This window comes from Kushneria sp. AK178 (assembly GCF_053903105.1).
In genome coordinates this window covers 1,861,695-1,876,892 of sequence record NZ_CP096381.1, presented here as the reverse complement: position 1 = coordinate 1,876,892, position 15,198 = coordinate 1,861,695, and the positions used below count along the sequence as shown (strand labels likewise).

General features: G+C 58.0%; 17 protein-coding genes. 15 read left to right on the top strand and 2 right to left on the bottom strand.

Translation table 11 applies throughout. The features are described from left to right. The first annotated feature begins 174 nt into the window (after nt 1-174). From M1D97_RS08480 to ybgF, 13 genes are all read left to right on the top strand, one after another. On the top strand, nt 175-417 hold the full coding sequence (locus M1D97_RS08480; protein ID WP_456267309.1) for an FmdB family zinc ribbon protein: 243 nt from the start codon (nt 175-177) through the stop codon (nt 415-417). A 99-nt stretch (nt 418-516) separates the two neighbouring features. Then, nucleotides 517-2,295 (top strand): aspartate--tRNA ligase, encoded by a 1,779-nt coding sequence (gene aspS, locus M1D97_RS08475; protein ID WP_456267308.1) that lies wholly within the window; start codon nt 517-519, stop codon nt 2,293-2,295. Between the two features lie 139 nt (nt 2,296-2,434). Continuing rightward, nucleotides 2,435-3,193 (top strand): YebC/PmpR family DNA-binding transcriptional regulator, encoded by a 759-nt coding sequence (locus M1D97_RS08470; protein ID WP_456267307.1) that lies wholly within the window; start codon nt 2,435-2,437, stop codon nt 3,191-3,193. A gap of 25 nt (nt 3,194-3,218) precedes the next feature. Next, nucleotides 3,219-3,755 (top strand): crossover junction endodeoxyribonuclease RuvC, encoded by a 537-nt coding sequence (gene ruvC / locus M1D97_RS08465; protein ID WP_456267306.1) that lies wholly within the window; start codon nt 3,219-3,221, stop codon nt 3,753-3,755. Between the two features lie 76 nt (nt 3,756-3,831). Further along, complete coding sequence (gene ruvA / locus M1D97_RS08460) at nt 3,832-4,473, top strand: Holliday junction branch migration protein RuvA (RefSeq protein WP_456267305.1); 642 nt, start codon at nt 3,832-3,834, stop codon at nt 4,471-4,473. Further along, nucleotides 4,470-5,516 (top strand): Holliday junction branch migration DNA helicase RuvB, encoded by a 1,047-nt coding sequence (gene ruvB, locus M1D97_RS08455; protein ID WP_456267304.1) that lies wholly within the window; start codon nt 4,470-4,472, stop codon nt 5,514-5,516. The genes ruvA and ruvB overlap by 4 nt, the downstream gene beginning before the upstream one ends. Before the next feature lie 5 nt (nt 5,517-5,521). Beyond that, nucleotides 5,522-5,926 (top strand): tol-pal system-associated acyl-CoA thioesterase, encoded by a 405-nt coding sequence (gene ybgC / locus M1D97_RS08450; RefSeq protein WP_456267303.1) that lies wholly within the window; start codon nt 5,522-5,524, stop codon nt 5,924-5,926. A gap of 11 nt (nt 5,927-5,937) precedes the next feature. After that, the gene (tolQ, locus tag M1D97_RS08445) at nt 5,938-6,627 is read left to right on the top strand and encodes a protein TolQ (RefSeq protein WP_456267302.1); all 690 of its coding nucleotides are present in this window, start codon (nt 5,938-5,940) and stop codon (nt 6,625-6,627) included. A gap of 10 nt (nt 6,628-6,637) precedes the next feature. After that, the gene (gene tolR, locus M1D97_RS08440; protein WP_456267301.1) at nt 6,638-7,075 is read left to right on the top strand and encodes a protein TolR; all 438 of its coding nucleotides are present in this window, start codon (nt 6,638-6,640) and stop codon (nt 7,073-7,075) included. A gap of 9 nt (nt 7,076-7,084) precedes the next feature. Continuing rightward, a complete protein-coding gene (tolA, locus tag M1D97_RS08435) occupies nt 7,085-8,182 on the top strand; it encodes a cell envelope integrity protein TolA (protein WP_456267300.1) in 1,098 nt (365 codons plus the stop codon). 108 nt (nt 8,183-8,290) lie between these two features. Next, entirely contained in the window at nt 8,291-9,586 is a 1,296-nt protein-coding gene (gene tolB, locus M1D97_RS08430) for a Tol-Pal system beta propeller repeat protein TolB (RefSeq protein WP_456267299.1), read from the top strand. 48 nt (nt 9,587-9,634) lie between these two features. Further along, entirely contained in the window at nt 9,635-10,153 is a 519-nt protein-coding gene (gene pal, locus M1D97_RS08425; RefSeq protein WP_456267298.1) for a peptidoglycan-associated lipoprotein Pal, read from the top strand. A gap of 14 nt (nt 10,154-10,167) precedes the next feature. Continuing rightward, entirely contained in the window at nt 10,168-10,935 is a 768-nt protein-coding gene (gene ybgF / locus M1D97_RS08420) for a tol-pal system protein YbgF (RefSeq protein ID WP_456267297.1), read from the top strand. A 74-nt stretch (nt 10,936-11,009) separates the two neighbouring features. On the opposite strand, the gene M1D97_RS08415 is transcribed toward ybgF, so the two are convergent. Both M1D97_RS08415 and ubiG read right to left on the bottom strand, forming a co-directional pair. Further along, nucleotides 11,010-11,705, bottom strand: a complete 696-nt coding sequence (locus M1D97_RS08415; RefSeq protein ID WP_456267296.1) for an HAD-IA family hydrolase — start codon at nt 11,703-11,705, stop codon at nt 11,010-11,012. Beyond that, complete coding sequence (ubiG, locus tag M1D97_RS08410; RefSeq protein ID WP_456267295.1) at nt 11,702-12,421, bottom strand: bifunctional 2-polyprenyl-6-hydroxyphenol methylase/3-demethylubiquinol 3-O-methyltransferase UbiG; 720 nt, start codon at nt 12,419-12,421, stop codon at nt 11,702-11,704. Before ubiG ends, M1D97_RS08415 begins: the two co-directional genes overlap by 4 nt. 568 nt (nt 12,422-12,989) lie before the next feature. Here ubiG and galU point away from each other — a divergent pair. Both galU and M1D97_RS08400 read left to right on the top strand, forming a co-directional pair. After that, nucleotides 12,990-13,880: a UTP--glucose-1-phosphate uridylyltransferase GalU gene (gene galU / locus M1D97_RS08405; RefSeq protein WP_456267294.1), complete on the top strand. Its 891-nt coding sequence runs from the start codon at nt 12,990-12,992 to the stop codon at nt 13,878-13,880. A 2-nt stretch (nt 13,881-13,882) separates the two neighbouring features. Continuing rightward, nucleotides 13,883-15,193, top strand: a complete 1,311-nt coding sequence (locus tag M1D97_RS08400) for a nucleotide sugar dehydrogenase (RefSeq protein WP_456267293.1) — start codon at nt 13,883-13,885, stop codon at nt 15,191-15,193. Nucleotides 15,194-15,198 lie beyond the last annotated feature (5 nt).

Sequence of the window (15,198 nt, the reverse complement as noted above, 5' to 3'; positions counted from 1 at the left end):
TGCCTGCCGCGCTATAATGCGCGCCTTGTGAAAGACTCTATCGTCGTGTCAGGCGTCTGATGCGTCAACGAAACTTCGGGGCTGATATCCGTTAGTGAATGGGTGTTGTGTTCCGGCAGGAGCAGGTCGCCCGGCGGCACCTGCGGTAACATTAAATATCGGGTATGAAAGGCCATGCCGATTTATGAATATCAGTGCCGCGCCTGCGGTACGCGTCTCGAAAAGATTCAGAAAATTGAGGCTGCTCCTCTGGTTGAATGCCCTTCCTGTCACGAAGGCGCCCTCGAGCGTCTGATTTCGGCAGCAGGGTTCAGGCTTTCGGGAGGCGGCTGGTACGAGACCGATTTCAAGAGCTCCGGTCGTCGTAACCTTGCCGGTGACAGCAAGTCAGACAAGGGCGGCGCGTCCGACAGTTGACGTGGCCCCGGGGGATGGCCCCGTGCCGGAGGTTACTTTGGACCTCCGGCATTAAAACAGCTCAGGTATTACATCAAGCGTTACAACACAGGATTAAAGATGCGCAGTCATTATTGCGGCCAGCTCAACGAAAGCCTTGTCGATCAGGAAGTCACACTCTGCGGTTGGGTTCACCGCCGCCGCGATCATGGTGGGGTGATTTTCCTCGACATGCGTGATCGTGATGGCGTTGCACAGGTGGTGGTTGATCCGGACACTCCGGATGCCTTTGCCAATGCCGATCGTGCCCGCAGCGAGTATGTACTGCGTATTACCGGCCGTATTCGCATGCGTCCGGAAGGCACCCAGAATGCCAACATGCCTACCGGGCTGATCGAGGTGCTGGCCACGCAGGTCGAGGTGCTCAACACGGCGGTAACGCCGCCCTTCCAGCTCGACGAGCATGGCAGGGTCGGTGAGGATGTCCGCCTCAAGCATCGCTATATCGACCTGCGTCGTCCGGAGATGATCGAACGCCTGCGTCTGCGCTCGCGCATCACGCACAGCGTTCGTGCCTATCTGGAAGACAACGGTTTTCTGGATATCGAGACCCCCATCCTGACCCGTGCCACGCCCGAAGGGGCGCGCGACTATCTCGTGCCCAGCCGTACTCATACCGGCGAGTTTTTCGCGCTGCCGCAGTCCCCGCAGCTGTTCAAGCAGCTGCTGATGGTGGCCGGATTTGATCGCTATTATCAGATCGCCAAGTGCTTCCGCGATGAGGATCTTCGCGCCGATCGTCAGCCGGAGTTCACCCAGATCGATATCGAGGCTTCTTTCGTGGAAGAAGACGATGTCATGGGCATCACTGAAGAGATGATTCGTCGTCTCTTTTCACAAGTCCTTGAGGTGTCGCTGCCGCAGTTCCCGCGCATGACCTGGCATGACGCCATGCGTCGCTACGGGTCCGACAAGCCGGACCTGCGTATTCCGCTGGAGTTTGTCGACGTTGACGATCTGATGAAGGATGTCGACTTCAAGGTCTTTTCGGGCCCGGCCAATGCCGATGATGGTCGTGTTGCCGTACTCCGGGTCCCGGGTGGCGCGAAGCTCACTCGCAAGGAGATCGACGAGTACACCAGCTTTGTCGGGATCTATGGCGCGCGCGGGCTGGCCTGGATCAAGGTCAACGACCGTTCGAAGGGCATCGAAGGCCTCCAGTCACCCATCGTCAAGTTCATGGACGGCGTGATCGAAACGCTTCTGGACCGGGCAGGTGCCGAAGACGGCGATATTCTCTTCTTTGGCGCCGACCGGGCGAAGGTCGTCAACGAAGCGCTCGGTGCGCTGCGAGTAAAGCTGGGTAGCGACCTTGATCTTTATACGCAGTCCTGGGCGCCGCTGTGGGTAGTGGATTTTCCCATGTTCGAGCGGGACGAGAGCGGCCGGCTGGCAGCGCTGCATCACCCGTTCACGGCGCCGGCCTGCGACCCGGAAACCCTCAAGCAGGATCCGGAAAACGCGCTGTCCCGGGCCTATGACATGGTGCTCAACGGTACCGAGCTGGGCGGCGGTTCGATTCGTATCCACGATCAGCAGATGCAGCATCAGGTATTCGAAGCCCTCGGCATCAGCGATGAGGAAGCACGCGAGAAGTTCGGCTTTTTGCTGGACGGTCTGGCGCACGGCGCGCCGCCGCATGGTGGCCTGGCCTTCGGCCTGGACCGTCTGGTCATGCTCATGACCGGCGGGCGCACCATTCGTGACGTGATTGCCTTTCCCAAGACACAAAGTGCTGCCTGTCTGATGACCGAAGCCCCGGGGGCGGTCAGCAATGAGCAGCTCAAGGAACTGCATATTCGTCTGCGCCAGAAAGCGTCCGACAACACAACGCCCTGATCTGCAGGCGATTTGAAACGAACCGTTTCTGTCGCAGCGTGTCGGGAGTGTTAGAGTTAATACGGGTGTGCCTTGCACACCCGTATTTTTGTATGACGTCATTGCCTCAGTAATGGCAAGTGGGTGAAGGAGAAGTGCCATGGCCGGACACAGTAAATGGGCCAACATCAGGCATCGAAAGGCCGCTCAGGACGCGAAAAAGGGCAAGATCTTCACACGCCTGATTCGCGAGCTGACCGTGGCGGCGCGTCAGGGCGGCAGCGCGCCCGAGGATAACCCGCGTCTCAGGGCCGCGATCGACAAGGCGCTGTCCAACAACATGACACGCGACACCGTCGAGCGCGCCATCACCCGCGGGGCCGGCAACAGCGACAGCGATGCCATGGAAGAGCTGGTATACGAGGGCTACGGCCCCGATGGCGTGGCGATTCTGGTGGAGTGCATGAGCGATAACCGTAATCGAACCGTCTCGGACGTGCGCACCGCTTTCAACAAGCAGGGCGGTAATCTGGGCACCAGCGGCTCCGTGGCCTTTCTCTTTCACAAGCAGGGCCGGATCGTGCTGCCGGTCGGCACCTCGGAAGAGCGTGTAATCGAGGCCACCATGGAAGCAGGCGCCGAGGATGTTCAGACCCGGGAGGATGGCACGCTTGAAATCGTGACCACGCCCGAGGATTTCGGCCCGGTACGCGATGCCCTGGATCGGGCCGACATCGAGGTCGTGCGCAGCGAAGTGGGCATGTTCCCCGACAGCTATTCAAGCATTGATGATGTCGAGACGGCGCGTCGGGTCGTGGCGCTTTTCGACCGACTGGAAGATCTGGACGATGTCCAGAATGTCTACTCCAACGTCGATTTCGAGGCGCATGTGCTCGACGCCCTCGAGGAAGCGTCATGATCGATTTTGAAGCAGGACTGTGGCCATGATGCTTCTGGGGATCGACCCGGGGTCACGCCGCACCGGGTTTGGCGTCATTGATGTCTCGAGCCTGACGCCGCGCTACGTTGCCAGTGGCTGCATCAAAATCGAGGCCCCGACGCTTGCCCAGAAACTGGCGCAGGTGTATGCCGGCGTGGCCGAAGTCATTGCTCAGCATGCTCCGGGCGAGATGGCCATCGAGCAGGTATTTCTATCCCGAAATGCCGACTCTGCCCTGAAACTGGGGCAGGCACGCGGTACAGCCATCGTCTGCGCGGCCAATCATGGCCTCGACGTTCATGAATACGCTGCCCGACGCATCAAGCAGGTGGTCACGGGCAACGGTGGGGCCGACAAGACGCAGGTGCAGCATATGGTACAGTCGACGCTTAAATTATCAGGGCTGCCTCAGGAAGACGCTGCTGACGCTCTGGCCATTGCGTTGACCCATTTCTTTGCCTGTCGCGGCGCGCAGAACCTGCCGGCGCAAGCACGTCCGGCAAGACAGCGGTCGTCAAGCTGGCGCCATTATCGACCCTGACACGGTGTTTAAATCCTGGTGCATTTAAACGCCATGCCCCTTTTTCGTTCATTGTTTCTATCTGGATATACAACGCATGATAGGTCGCCTGCACGGTCAACTGCTTGAAAAGAAACCGCCCCTGATCGTGGTCGATGTTCATGGTGTCGGCTATGAACTTGAAGCCTCCATGAACACGCTGCTGGCGCTGCCGGCGCCGGGCGAAACAGTCCGCCTCCATACGCATTTAAGTGTTCGCGAGGACGCGCATCTGCTCTATGGGTTCATTGATGAGCCCGAGCGTCGCCTCTTTCGTGAGTTGATCCGGATTTCGGGGGTAGGGCCGCGACTGGCACTGGCCATTTTGTCCGGCATGGAGCGACAGCAGTTCATGAAAAGTGTCATGGATGATGACACCAAAACGCTGACCAGACTGCCGGGCGTGGGCAAGAAGACCGCTGAGCGCCTGATTATCGAAATGCGGGATCGTTTCAAACACTGGCCCGAATTCGAGCAGCTGGAGCAGGGCACTGCTGAAGACGCCGAGCTGCCGCTTGAAAGCGACAACCATGCCGACGCCGAGGCGGCACTGATCGCACTGGGGTACAAGCCGACCGAAGCGACCCGGATGCTGTCAGGGCTGGATACCACGCTTTCTACCGAGGCATTGATCAAGATGGCGCTTTCCGACCGTTTGGCCGGCAGCGACACACGTAGCGGGAAAGGCAGGGCATCATGATTGAAACCGATCGGCTCATCGCCGGCGCCGAACGCCCTGAAGAAGAGCGGGTGGATCACGCCATTCGCCCGCGCATGCTCGATGACTATATCGGCCAGGCACCGGTTCGAGAGCAGCTTGACATCTTCATTACGGCAGCGCGTCAGCGTGAGGACAGCCTTGATCATACCTTGATCTTTGGCCCGCCCGGTCTTGGCAAGACCACGCTGGCCCATATCATCGCCAGCGAAATGGGCGTGGACATCAAGTCCACCTCCGGGCCCGTGCTCGAAAAGGCCGGTGATCTTGCCGCCATGCTGACCAACCTGCAGCCGGGGGATGTCCTCTTTATCGACGAGATTCACCGGCTCTCCTCTGCCGTGGAGGAGGTACTCTATCCGGCGATGGAGGATTTTCAGCTCGATATCATGATTGGCGAGGGGCCGGCGGCGCGCTCCATCAAGCTCGATCTGCCCAGGTTTACCCTGGTCGGCGCCACGACCCGGGCGGGCCTTTTGACAGCGCCTTTGCGCGATCGCTTCGGCATCGTGCAGCGCCTTGAGTTCTACAACATCACGGATCTGACACACATCGTGAATCGCAGCGCCCGGCTCATGGATTTCGAGGCCGATGAGGACGGTGCCATCGAAGTGGCGCGTCGCTCCCGCGGCACGCCGCGTATTGCCAACCGATTGCTGCGCCGGGTGCGCGATTTTGCTCAGGTACGTGGTGATGGGCGTCTGACCGCCGAGGTGGCCGACAAGGCCCTCAACATGCTGCACGTCGACCGCCATGGACTGGATCACATGGACCGGCGGCTGCTTTTGACCATGATCGAAAAGTTCGGCGGTGGCCCCGTAGGTGTCGAGAGTCTGGCTGCGGCCATCAGCGAAGAGCGTGACACTATCGAGGATGTTCTTGAGCCCTACCTGATTCAGCAGGGGTTCATGCTGCGTACGGCGCGCGGTCGTATGGTGACACGGCTGGCCTACCTGCATTTTGATCTGTCCCCCACGGATGATATTCCGGATGGCGGTGATGGCACGGCAACGGCGGAGTCCTGAACGCCATGGCATCACTGGATCTACGCGTCTATATCGAGGATACCGATGCCGGCGGCATCGTCTATCACGCCAACTATCTCAACTATCTCGAACGCGGTCGTACCGAATGGCTGCGCGACAGGGGCTTCGATCAGCACTCGCTTCTCGGGCGCAATATTGCACTGGTCGTTCGACGTCTGGAGTGCCAGTATCGACTGCCGGCGACGCTGGATGATCTTTTGACGGTCGACACCCGGGCCGGGGCGCCGCGCCAGTGCACCGTCGCGTTCGAGCAACGGATCATGCGAAATGGAAAACTTCTTTTTCGCGGTATGGTCGATATTGCCTGTATCGATGCAACAGGTTACAAACCGGCTCGTTGGCCCGAAGATCTGCTTTCGGCCATGACGCTTGATTCCCAGAACGCCTGAAGGGGTTTTTCGTGAACGATTCTTCCATGTCGGTCATTTCGCTGTTTTTCCACGCTGGTCTGGTGGTTCAGCTGATCATGCTGATACTGCTGGCCGCTTCCGTCGTGTCGTGGGTGCTGATCTTTCAGCGCGCCTTTGCTCTCAAACGTGACGAGCGGGAGCTGGATGAGTTCGAGTCTCACTTCTGGTCGGGCGTGGATCTCAACGAGTTATACCGGGAAGTGCCGGCCGATAATCCGCAGGGGGCCGCCCATATCTTTCGTTCGGGGTTTCGCGAGTTCAATCGACTACTTCCCAAATCGCGCAGCCACAATGCCGTACTTGAAGGTGTCGAGCGCTCCATGCGGGTATCTGTCTCACGTGAAGAGGAGCGTCTGACGGCGCATCTGGCAGTGCTTGCCATCATCAGCTCGTCCGCGGTCTATATCGGTCTTTTTGGCACGGTATGGGGAATACTGGGTACCTTTCAGGCGCTGGGTGGTGCCCAACAGGTGTCGCTGGGCACCATTGCGCCGGCCATTGCCGAGGCGCTGATCGCTACGGCCCTGGGCCTCTTTGCCGCCATTCCGGCCAACATCGGCTATAACCGCCTGACCCACAAGGCCGACAAGCTGATGGTTCGCATGGAAAACTTCGCCGAAGAGTTCCACGCCTTTTTGCATCGCAATCTGCAAAACCGCAGCGCCGGCGAGAACGCCTGAGGAGCACGTCATGCAGGGATCCTACCGACGCAATCGGCGCAAGAAGCTCTCCAGCGACATGAACGTCGTGCCGTTTATCGATGTCATGCTCGTGCTGCTGGTCATTTTTATCATTGCCGCCCCCACCATCAACCAGGGGATCGATGTCGATCTGCCGCAGATCAGCTCCGAGCCGGTGCAGAGTGACAATGAGCCACTGGTCGTGACGGTCAACCGCGAGGGCGAATATTACATTAGCCTGGGCGATGAGCAGCAGAGCAAATCGCTTGACGAGATCAGTGATCAGGTCATGGCAGTGCTCAACCGTAATCCCGGCACGCCTGTCATGGTGCGCGGCGATCGCAATGTTTCCTATGGTCAGGTCGTGACGCTGATGGGGACGCTGCAGAATGCGGGCGTCCCCAATGTGGGATTGATTTCTGATCCACCGCCTGGCGACCAGCAGTAGGGAGAGACAATGGCCAGACACGATCGCCGTGTAGGCTATACATTGCCCACCGTGCTTGCGGTGCTGCTGCACGTCGGGGTTATCGGACTGGTGGCCTTTCGCTGGCCGCAGAGTGATCCCGTCGAAACGTCCAACGCTGTTGTGCAGGCCGAGCTGATTTCGATGGAGACTGCAACCGATCAGGCGCAGCAGGCGACCGAGGCACAGCCACGTGCCCAGCAGGGGCCGGATCGCGAGCAGCCCGAACCGGAAGCCACTCGGGACGATGCCGCCGAAGAGACGGCACGCCAGCAGGCCGAAGCAGCTGAACAGGCGCGTCAGGCCCGAGAGCAGGCAGCACAGGAGGCGCAGGAGGCTGCACAGCGTCGCGCCGAGCAGGCGGAAGAGGTGGCCGCCCAGCAGGCGCGCGAGCAGCAGGCCCGAGAAGCAGCCGAGGCGAAGAGGCAGGCAGAAGCCGAAGCGAAGAGACAGGCAGAGGCCGAGGCGAAGAAGCAGGCAGAGGCCGAGGCGAAGAAGCAGGCGGAGGCCGAGGCGAAGAGGCAGGCAGAGGCCGAGGCGAAGAAGCAGGCAGAGGCCGAGGCGAAAAAGAAGGCGGAGGCCGAGGCGAAGAGGCAGGCAGAGGCCGAGGCGAAAAAGAAGGCGGAGGCCGAAGCAGCGGCCAAAAAGAAGGCAGAAGCTGAAGCGGCAGCCAAAAGGAAAGCCGAAGCCGATCGCAGGCGCGCCGCGGAAGCTGCAGCGGCGGCCAGTCAGGATGCCCTTGGCGATGAAATTACCAGCGAGGCGGAATCCATTGCCAATGCGCGTCAGGCTCAGGAGGCTTCCAACGGGTTCATGAACCTGGTGCGTCGGGCCGTCGAGCAGAGCTGGTCACGTCCGCCCAATGCAGCGTCCGGGCTGGTGACCGTGGTCAGGGTGCAGCTTCTGCCAACAGGAGAGCTTCTGTCTGCCAATGTCTCCAGCAGCAGCGGTGATCCGGGATTTGATCGGTCTGCCGTGCAGGCTGTCGAACGGGCAGCACCATTTACTGAAATGAGCCGGTTGCCGTCTGATGCACGACAGCAGTTCAGAAGCTTTAATCTGCGTTTTAATCCCGAGGATGTACGCTAGGGACAAGACATTTCTGTCAATGTGGTGCAAAAACATGATCGATACTGCACCTGTCTCTCTGACAGGTGGTCAATATCAAGGTTTGTTAAACCCCGAGGGTGTGTGCTGATGAAAAAACTAATGGCATTGGCCGGCGTCATGATGCTCATGATGACCAGCCTGATGGCACAGGCAGCGGGTGATCTCACCATTGAGATCACGCGAGGCAACGATAATGCAATTCCAATCGCGGTCGTGCCCTTTCGTGGCGAGGGGGTCAGCCCTTCCGAGGATGTCGGCAAAATCATTGCCGATGATCTGGAACACAGTGGTCAGTTTGCGCCACTGGCACCCCAGGATCTGATTTCCCGGCCTGCCAGTGGAGACGATATCAATTATGGTGACTGGCGCCGGGTCAGGGCCAATTATCTGGTCGTTGGACGCGTCGAATCTTCCGGTAACGGCTACAAAATCAGCTATGAGCTGCACGATGTGGCCGGGCAGCGTCGTGAGCTGGGAGAAGTAGTCACCTCGAGCGAGGATCAGCTGCGTTCTCGCTCGCACTACATTGCCGATCAGATCTTCGAGGAAATTACCGGCATTCGGGGCGCCTTTCAGACACGTATCGCCTATGTCACCGCCAATGGCGTTGACCCGAATATCAATTACGCCCTGTATGTGGCCGATCAGGATGGCCATCGCCCGCAGCAGATCCTGTCTTCCGATCAGCCCATTTTGTCGCCTGCCTGGTCACCGGACGGACAAAAACTGGCCTACGTTTCGTTCGAGTCAGGGCGGCCCGCCATTTATGTGCAGCAGCTCTCCAGCGGCCGTCGTGTTCAGCTGACGTCCTTCAAGGGGATCAATGGTGCTCCGGCCTGGTCGCCGGATGGTCGCAAGCTTGCCATGTCGCTTTCAAAGGACGGTAATCCCGAAATCTATGTCATGGATGTCGCGTCTCGCTCGCTGACACGCCTGACAAATTCCAGTGCCATCGATACCGAACCGGACTGGAGCCCTAACGGTCGCTCGCTTTTATTTACTTCTGATCGTAGCGGCCAGCCGCAGCTTTATCAGATGGATGCTTCCGGCGGAAATGCCAAACGCATGACGTTTACCGGCAATTACAATGCCGGTGGCATGTATGGTCCCGACAATAATTTCATTTTCATGACCACCCGGACCGACCGCGGTTTTCAGGTGGCAAGGCAGGATCTGTCATCGGGGCGCGTAACAATATTAACCAATACTTATCAGGATGAAGCACCGGCAGTTGCGCCCAACGGTACAATGGTGGTATATGCCACTCAGCAGGGAGCACGCGGCGTGCTCGGTGCTGTTTCGGCAGATGGCAGGGCTTCATTCGTAATACCCTCACCCAATGGTGAGGTCCGTGAACCTTCCTGGTCGCCGTTTTTGAATTAAACGACTAGAATGAATTTTGTCATTCTTTATAAAAGCAAGGAGATCATCATGCAGTTTTCTTCCTACGCCAAGACTCTGGCGGCCGCACTTTCTCTGGCTGTGGTTGCTGGTTGTTCCAGCGGCGGCGGTACACAGGATGGCGACCAGCAGAATGCCGGCATGACCAGCGGTTCTTCCACTCAGGGCATGAGCAGCAGCTCTGGTGCTACCGGTCAAAACACCGGCCAGCAGGCACAAATGCCGAGCGAAAATCGCGTCTACTTCGATTTCGACAGCGACAGCATCCGCCCGCAGTACGAGTCCATGCTGAACCAGCATGCTCAGTACCTGCAGCGTAATTCCGGCAACAACATCGTTCTGGAAGGCCACACCGATCCGCGTGGTACCCGTGAATACAACCTGGGGCTGGGCGAGCGTCGTGCCAACGCCGTACGCCAGTATCTGACCATTCAGGGCGTGCCTGCCTCACAGATCGAAGTGGTCAGCTACGGTGAAGAGCGTCGCGCTGCTTCCGGCAATTCTGAACAGGCCTATTCTCAGGATCGTCGCGTCGTCATCGACTACTGATCCCGGAGTAAGCAATGAAACACGGTCTTATTCGACTGTGCGGCGCGGGAGCCCTTGTGCTCCCGCTGTCCGTTTGGGCATCCGCACAAACAGGCTCCTTTTATAACCAGGCTTCCACGAATTCCGGTTCCGGCAACCTGCAGATATTCAATCGTTTGCAGAGCCAGGAGCAGGATATCAATCAGCTTCGTGGGCAGATTGAAGAGCTGCGTCATCAGCTGGAACAACAGACACAACTGTCCCAGCAGCGCTATCTGGATCTGGAAGAACGTCTGAGCGCGTCACAGGACAGCACGGGTGCATCATCCGGCGATAATGATGCCTCTTCGGCCGGCAGTGATCCCATCAATCAGGCCGCTTCAGGAGGCCGCCAGTCATCTTCAGCAGGTAGTGGCGGCACGGCCAATGACGCGCAGGGGGCGTATCAGGCAGCCTTCTCGCACGTACAAGAACGCGAATTTGATCAGGCCATTGCCGCCTTCGAAGCCTTCAATCGTGATTATCCGCAGTCGGGCCTGAATGGAAATGCCTGGTACTGGCTGGGCGAGCTTTATTCTGCCAAATCCCGGCTGGAGCAGTCGGCATCGGCATTCGACAGGGTCATCAGTGACTACCCCCAAAGCAATAAGGTCCCTGATGCAATGTACAAGCTGGGGCTTGTCTACGCTCGTCAGGGCAAAAGCAGCGAAAGTCAGGACATGCTGAAAAAGGTTATTAGCGAGCATTCCGAGAGCGATGCCGCCGGTCTGGCACGCGAATTCATGCAAAAAACCAGCGGTTGATATGGCCGGTCGGGAATTCGCGGGCAGTTCGTGACAAGCGAAATGCCCGCTGATTATTGTCGAGCCGGCGTTATTCAAACGCGGGTCGTGTCAGGCACATCATGCTGTAGCAGTACCCTGCAAAGCGCTGCCGGTGTTTCAAAAAACCGGCTTGCAGGCCAGGTATCAGGATCGTCTTCCTGACGTAGATAGCCATATGTCACTGCGATAGCGGTCATGCCGGCATTGTTGGCTGCCTCGATATCGCGTAGATGGTCGCCGATATACCAGCAGTGCTGCGGCGCAACGTTCAAACGTCTGGCGGCTTCCAGCAATGGGGCGGGATCCGGTTTTTTAACCGGTAGATCATCAGCACACAACAGCACATCCGGTGCCATGCTCAGTGCTTCGAGCAGTGGCACTGCATATTGTCGTGGTTTGTTGGTAATGATCCCCCAGGGCCGTCGCAGGCTGCGATAGTGATCAAGTACTTCTGAAAATCCTTCAAAAAGGCAGCTTTCCTCGGCGACGTTTTTGCCGTAGTGCTCGAGCAGCATTGCCCGGGCATCATCGTGTCCCGGTGCCTGCCTTTCCAACCCCAGTGCCAGCGTCACCAGAGCACTGCCGCCGTGAGAGACTTCACGTCGAATCTCGTCATGGGGCAACGGCTTGAGGCCGTGTTCCCTGCGAAGGGCATTGGTTGCACGAGCCAGATCCGGGGCTGTATCCACCAGCGTGCCATCCAGATCGAACAACACGGCCTCTGGAATATCATCGGCCTGTCGATTCATGATTGGGCCACACGAGTGTGCATGAAATAGTTGACGTCCAGATCGCTGCTGGAGAGGCGATAGCGACGCGTCACGGGGTTATAGATCATGCCCGTAATGTCCCGCGTATCAAGATTGGCCTGGCGCGCCCAGCGAGCCAGCTCGGAAGGTCGTATAAACCGCTGATAACTGTGCGTCCCGCGGGGCAGAAGGTTCAGAATGTATTCGGCGCCCACAATGGCCATCGCCCATGATTTCGGGTTGCGGTTGATTGTCGAAAAAAAGACATGGCCACCGGGTCTGGCCATGCGAGCGCAGGCCTTGATGACGCTTTCCGGGTCCGGAACATGTTCAAGCATTTCAAAACAGACCACGACATCAAAGCTGCCCGGTTGCTGCTCTGCCATGTCTTCGGCACTGATGCACTGATAGTCAACCTCGACACCGCTTTGCTGCTGATGAAGGCGGGCCACGGAAAGCGGTGCTTCTCCCAGATCGATACCGGTTACCTCGGCGCCACGATGCGCCATTGCTTCACTGAGAATGCCGCCGCCACAGCCAACATCGATAACGCGATGGCCGGTCAGGCCTGCACGCTGATCGATATAATCCAGGCGCAGGGGATTGATGTCATGAAGCGGCTTGCATTCGCCTTCGCGATCCCACCAGCGACTGGCCAGATCGTCAAATTTGGCAATTTCACCCGGGTCAACGTTGGAATGATGTTTTTCGCTCATCGAGGAGCTCCTGTGAGAGTGGGGCGGCATGGGCTGCCAGTATATCGGTTTGTATTGTATAGGGTCTGCGTGGCTCATGAACCCATACGGTTTCAGCATCACGCGCTGTCAGCAAGCAGGCTTTCGAAGCGTTCAGAAAAGGGAAGAACAGGGCAGTAGCCTGTCGGACTCCCGGCAGGCCGAAGCCGGTTTTTTCAAGGGTTTCTGGTATTCTGACTGCTGGGTATCGGGATATGAAGAATCGCGAATCATGATGCAGATCAGGATGTGGTGACATGTCTTGAAGGCCCCCGGCATGAATAGCATGCTCCTCCTGTTTTATACCGTTATCATTATGCTTAAAAAACTGATGCCATATTTAGTTATACAAAATGAAACATTTCACGAAGGATATAAGATTCAAGGTCCGGTATTTTATGTGGTTATAACCTGTTTACCGGGCGCTGTGGTCTGATCCGCCGGTTCAAGCAAGATTTTGAGCCGTTTATGGCCCACGATGCTGTCATGGCAAATGTCAACATGCCATACACTCATGTATTTCTTGTATTTGATAGCAAAGGGAAAAGGAATGATTCGTAAAGCAGTATTGCCTGTCGCTGGTTTCGGGACTCGCTGTCTCCCCGCTTCAAAAGCGATCCCGAAGGAAATGATCACGATTGTCGACAAGCCTGTTATCCAGTATGTCGTACAGGAAGCAGTCAAGGCCGGCATCAAGGAGATCGTACTGGTCACGCACTCTTCGAAGTCTGCGATCGAAAATCATTTCGACAAGCATTTCGAGCTCGAGAGTCAGCTGGAAGCGAAGGGCAAGCAGGAGCTTCTGGATGAGCTGCGCAATATCATCCCGGATGATGTATCCATCATCAGCGTTCGCCAGCCTGAAGCACTGGGTCTGGGCCATGCCATTCTTTGTGCTCGGCCGGTAATCGGTGATGACGAGCCGTTTGCCGTGCTGCTGCCGGACGTTCTGGTCGATGATGAAGGCATGACGCGCAACGATCTGGGTGGCATGATTGAAGCCCATGATCAAACGGGTGCCGCCCAGATCATGGTGGAGGATGTCCCGGCTGAAGTCGCTTACAAGTACGGCATCGTGGCCCTTGAAGGGGACACTCCTGAAGCCGGCAAGAGCGAAAAGATTACGGGCATGGTAGAAAAGCCCGAAGCCGGTACCGAGCCTTCTACACTGGCCGTTATCGGTCGTTATCTGCTCCCGGGCAGCATTTTCCCGGTACTTGCCGAGACGCGTCCCGGCGCAGGTAACGAAATCCAGCTGACCGACGCCATCGATACCTTGCGTGGCAAGCAGGATGTTGCTGCCTATCGTATGGAAGGTGAAACTTTCGACTGCGGTCATCAGCTTGGTTATCTGGAAGCGACACTGTCGTTTGCGCGCCGTCATCCCAAGTATGGCGAAGGATTCCGCGAGCTGCTGAAGCGCTATCAAGACGAGGCATAATCATGCAGGTGGTAGTGCATGGAAGCGAATTGAGTGCGGCAACGGCAGCCGCTGCACTCTCAATGGTTGGCCACCAGGTGTACTGGTGGCCGCATCCGGCTCAGCCATGGAACGTTCTGGCCGAAACGGACTGGATCAGAAACGAGCCGGGGCTTTATCACCAGTTGTCGCAGAGTATCGCCAACGGGTCACTGACCCTGTGCGAGAGCTCGAAATCCCTGCCCAGTGCCAATGTGTACTGGCTGGCCGTATCGGCAGATCAGCGTAATGATGCCGATCAGTGGGTCGAGCAGACGCTGGGCCGTGAGCCTCACGAGTTTGTGCTGGTCAACAACAGCACTTTCCCGATCGGCCATACGGAAGTCCTTGAATCGCTGCTCCGCAAGGAGCGCCAGATTGCCGTCGCACTGCCGGACATGCTCGAAGAGGGCCGTGCCATGGCCACCTTTACGCGTCCCGACAGCTGGATCATGGGCAGCGAAGATGACTGGGCCTCCCGTCAGATCAGCGAACTGCTCAGAGCCTTCAATCGGCGCGAAAACAATGTTCGCTTGATGCCAAGGCGGGCGGCCGAACTGACCAAGCTTGCCGTTATCGGCATGCTGGCCACGCGCGTCAGCTACATGAATGAACTGGCCAGCCTGGCCGACAGTTTGGACGTGGATATCGAACTGGTGCGCCAGGCGATGGGATCCGATCGCCGTATCGGCCGCGAGTATCTCTATCCGGGGTGTGGCTTTGGCGGTCCCAGCTTTGCGCGCAATCTGCATCGCCTGTCGAGCATCCGTGCCCGTGAAGGGCAGCACAACGGGTTGCTCGAGCAGGTCGTTCAGGTCAACGAGCAAAAGCAGGAAGAGCTCTTTCGCAAGCTCTGGCAGTACTATGATGGCGACCTTGAAGGGCGCACGGTTGCCGTATGGGGCGCGGCCTTCAAGCCGGGCACCGCGCGGATTGCCCATGCGCCGGTACTCCGTCTGCTGGATGCCCTCTGGGCCCAGGGGGTGCATGTCAAACTGCACGACCCCGCAGCGCTTCCCGCCATCGAGCACTACTATGGTCAGCATCCGCTGCTGACGCTGTCAGGTACCGCGCAATCGGCCTGTGAAAATGTCGATGCCCTGTTGCTGGTGACGGAGTGGAAGGAGTACTGGAATCCCGACTGGCGACGTCTGTCGACCCTGATGACCATCCCGCTGATCCTGGATGGCCGTAATATCTACGATCCGTCATTCGTGGCACAGCACGGCTTTTATTATCGGGGAATCGGACGCAGTGCCGATCCCGAAGAGAGCACGGCAAACGACGACCGCTGATGATC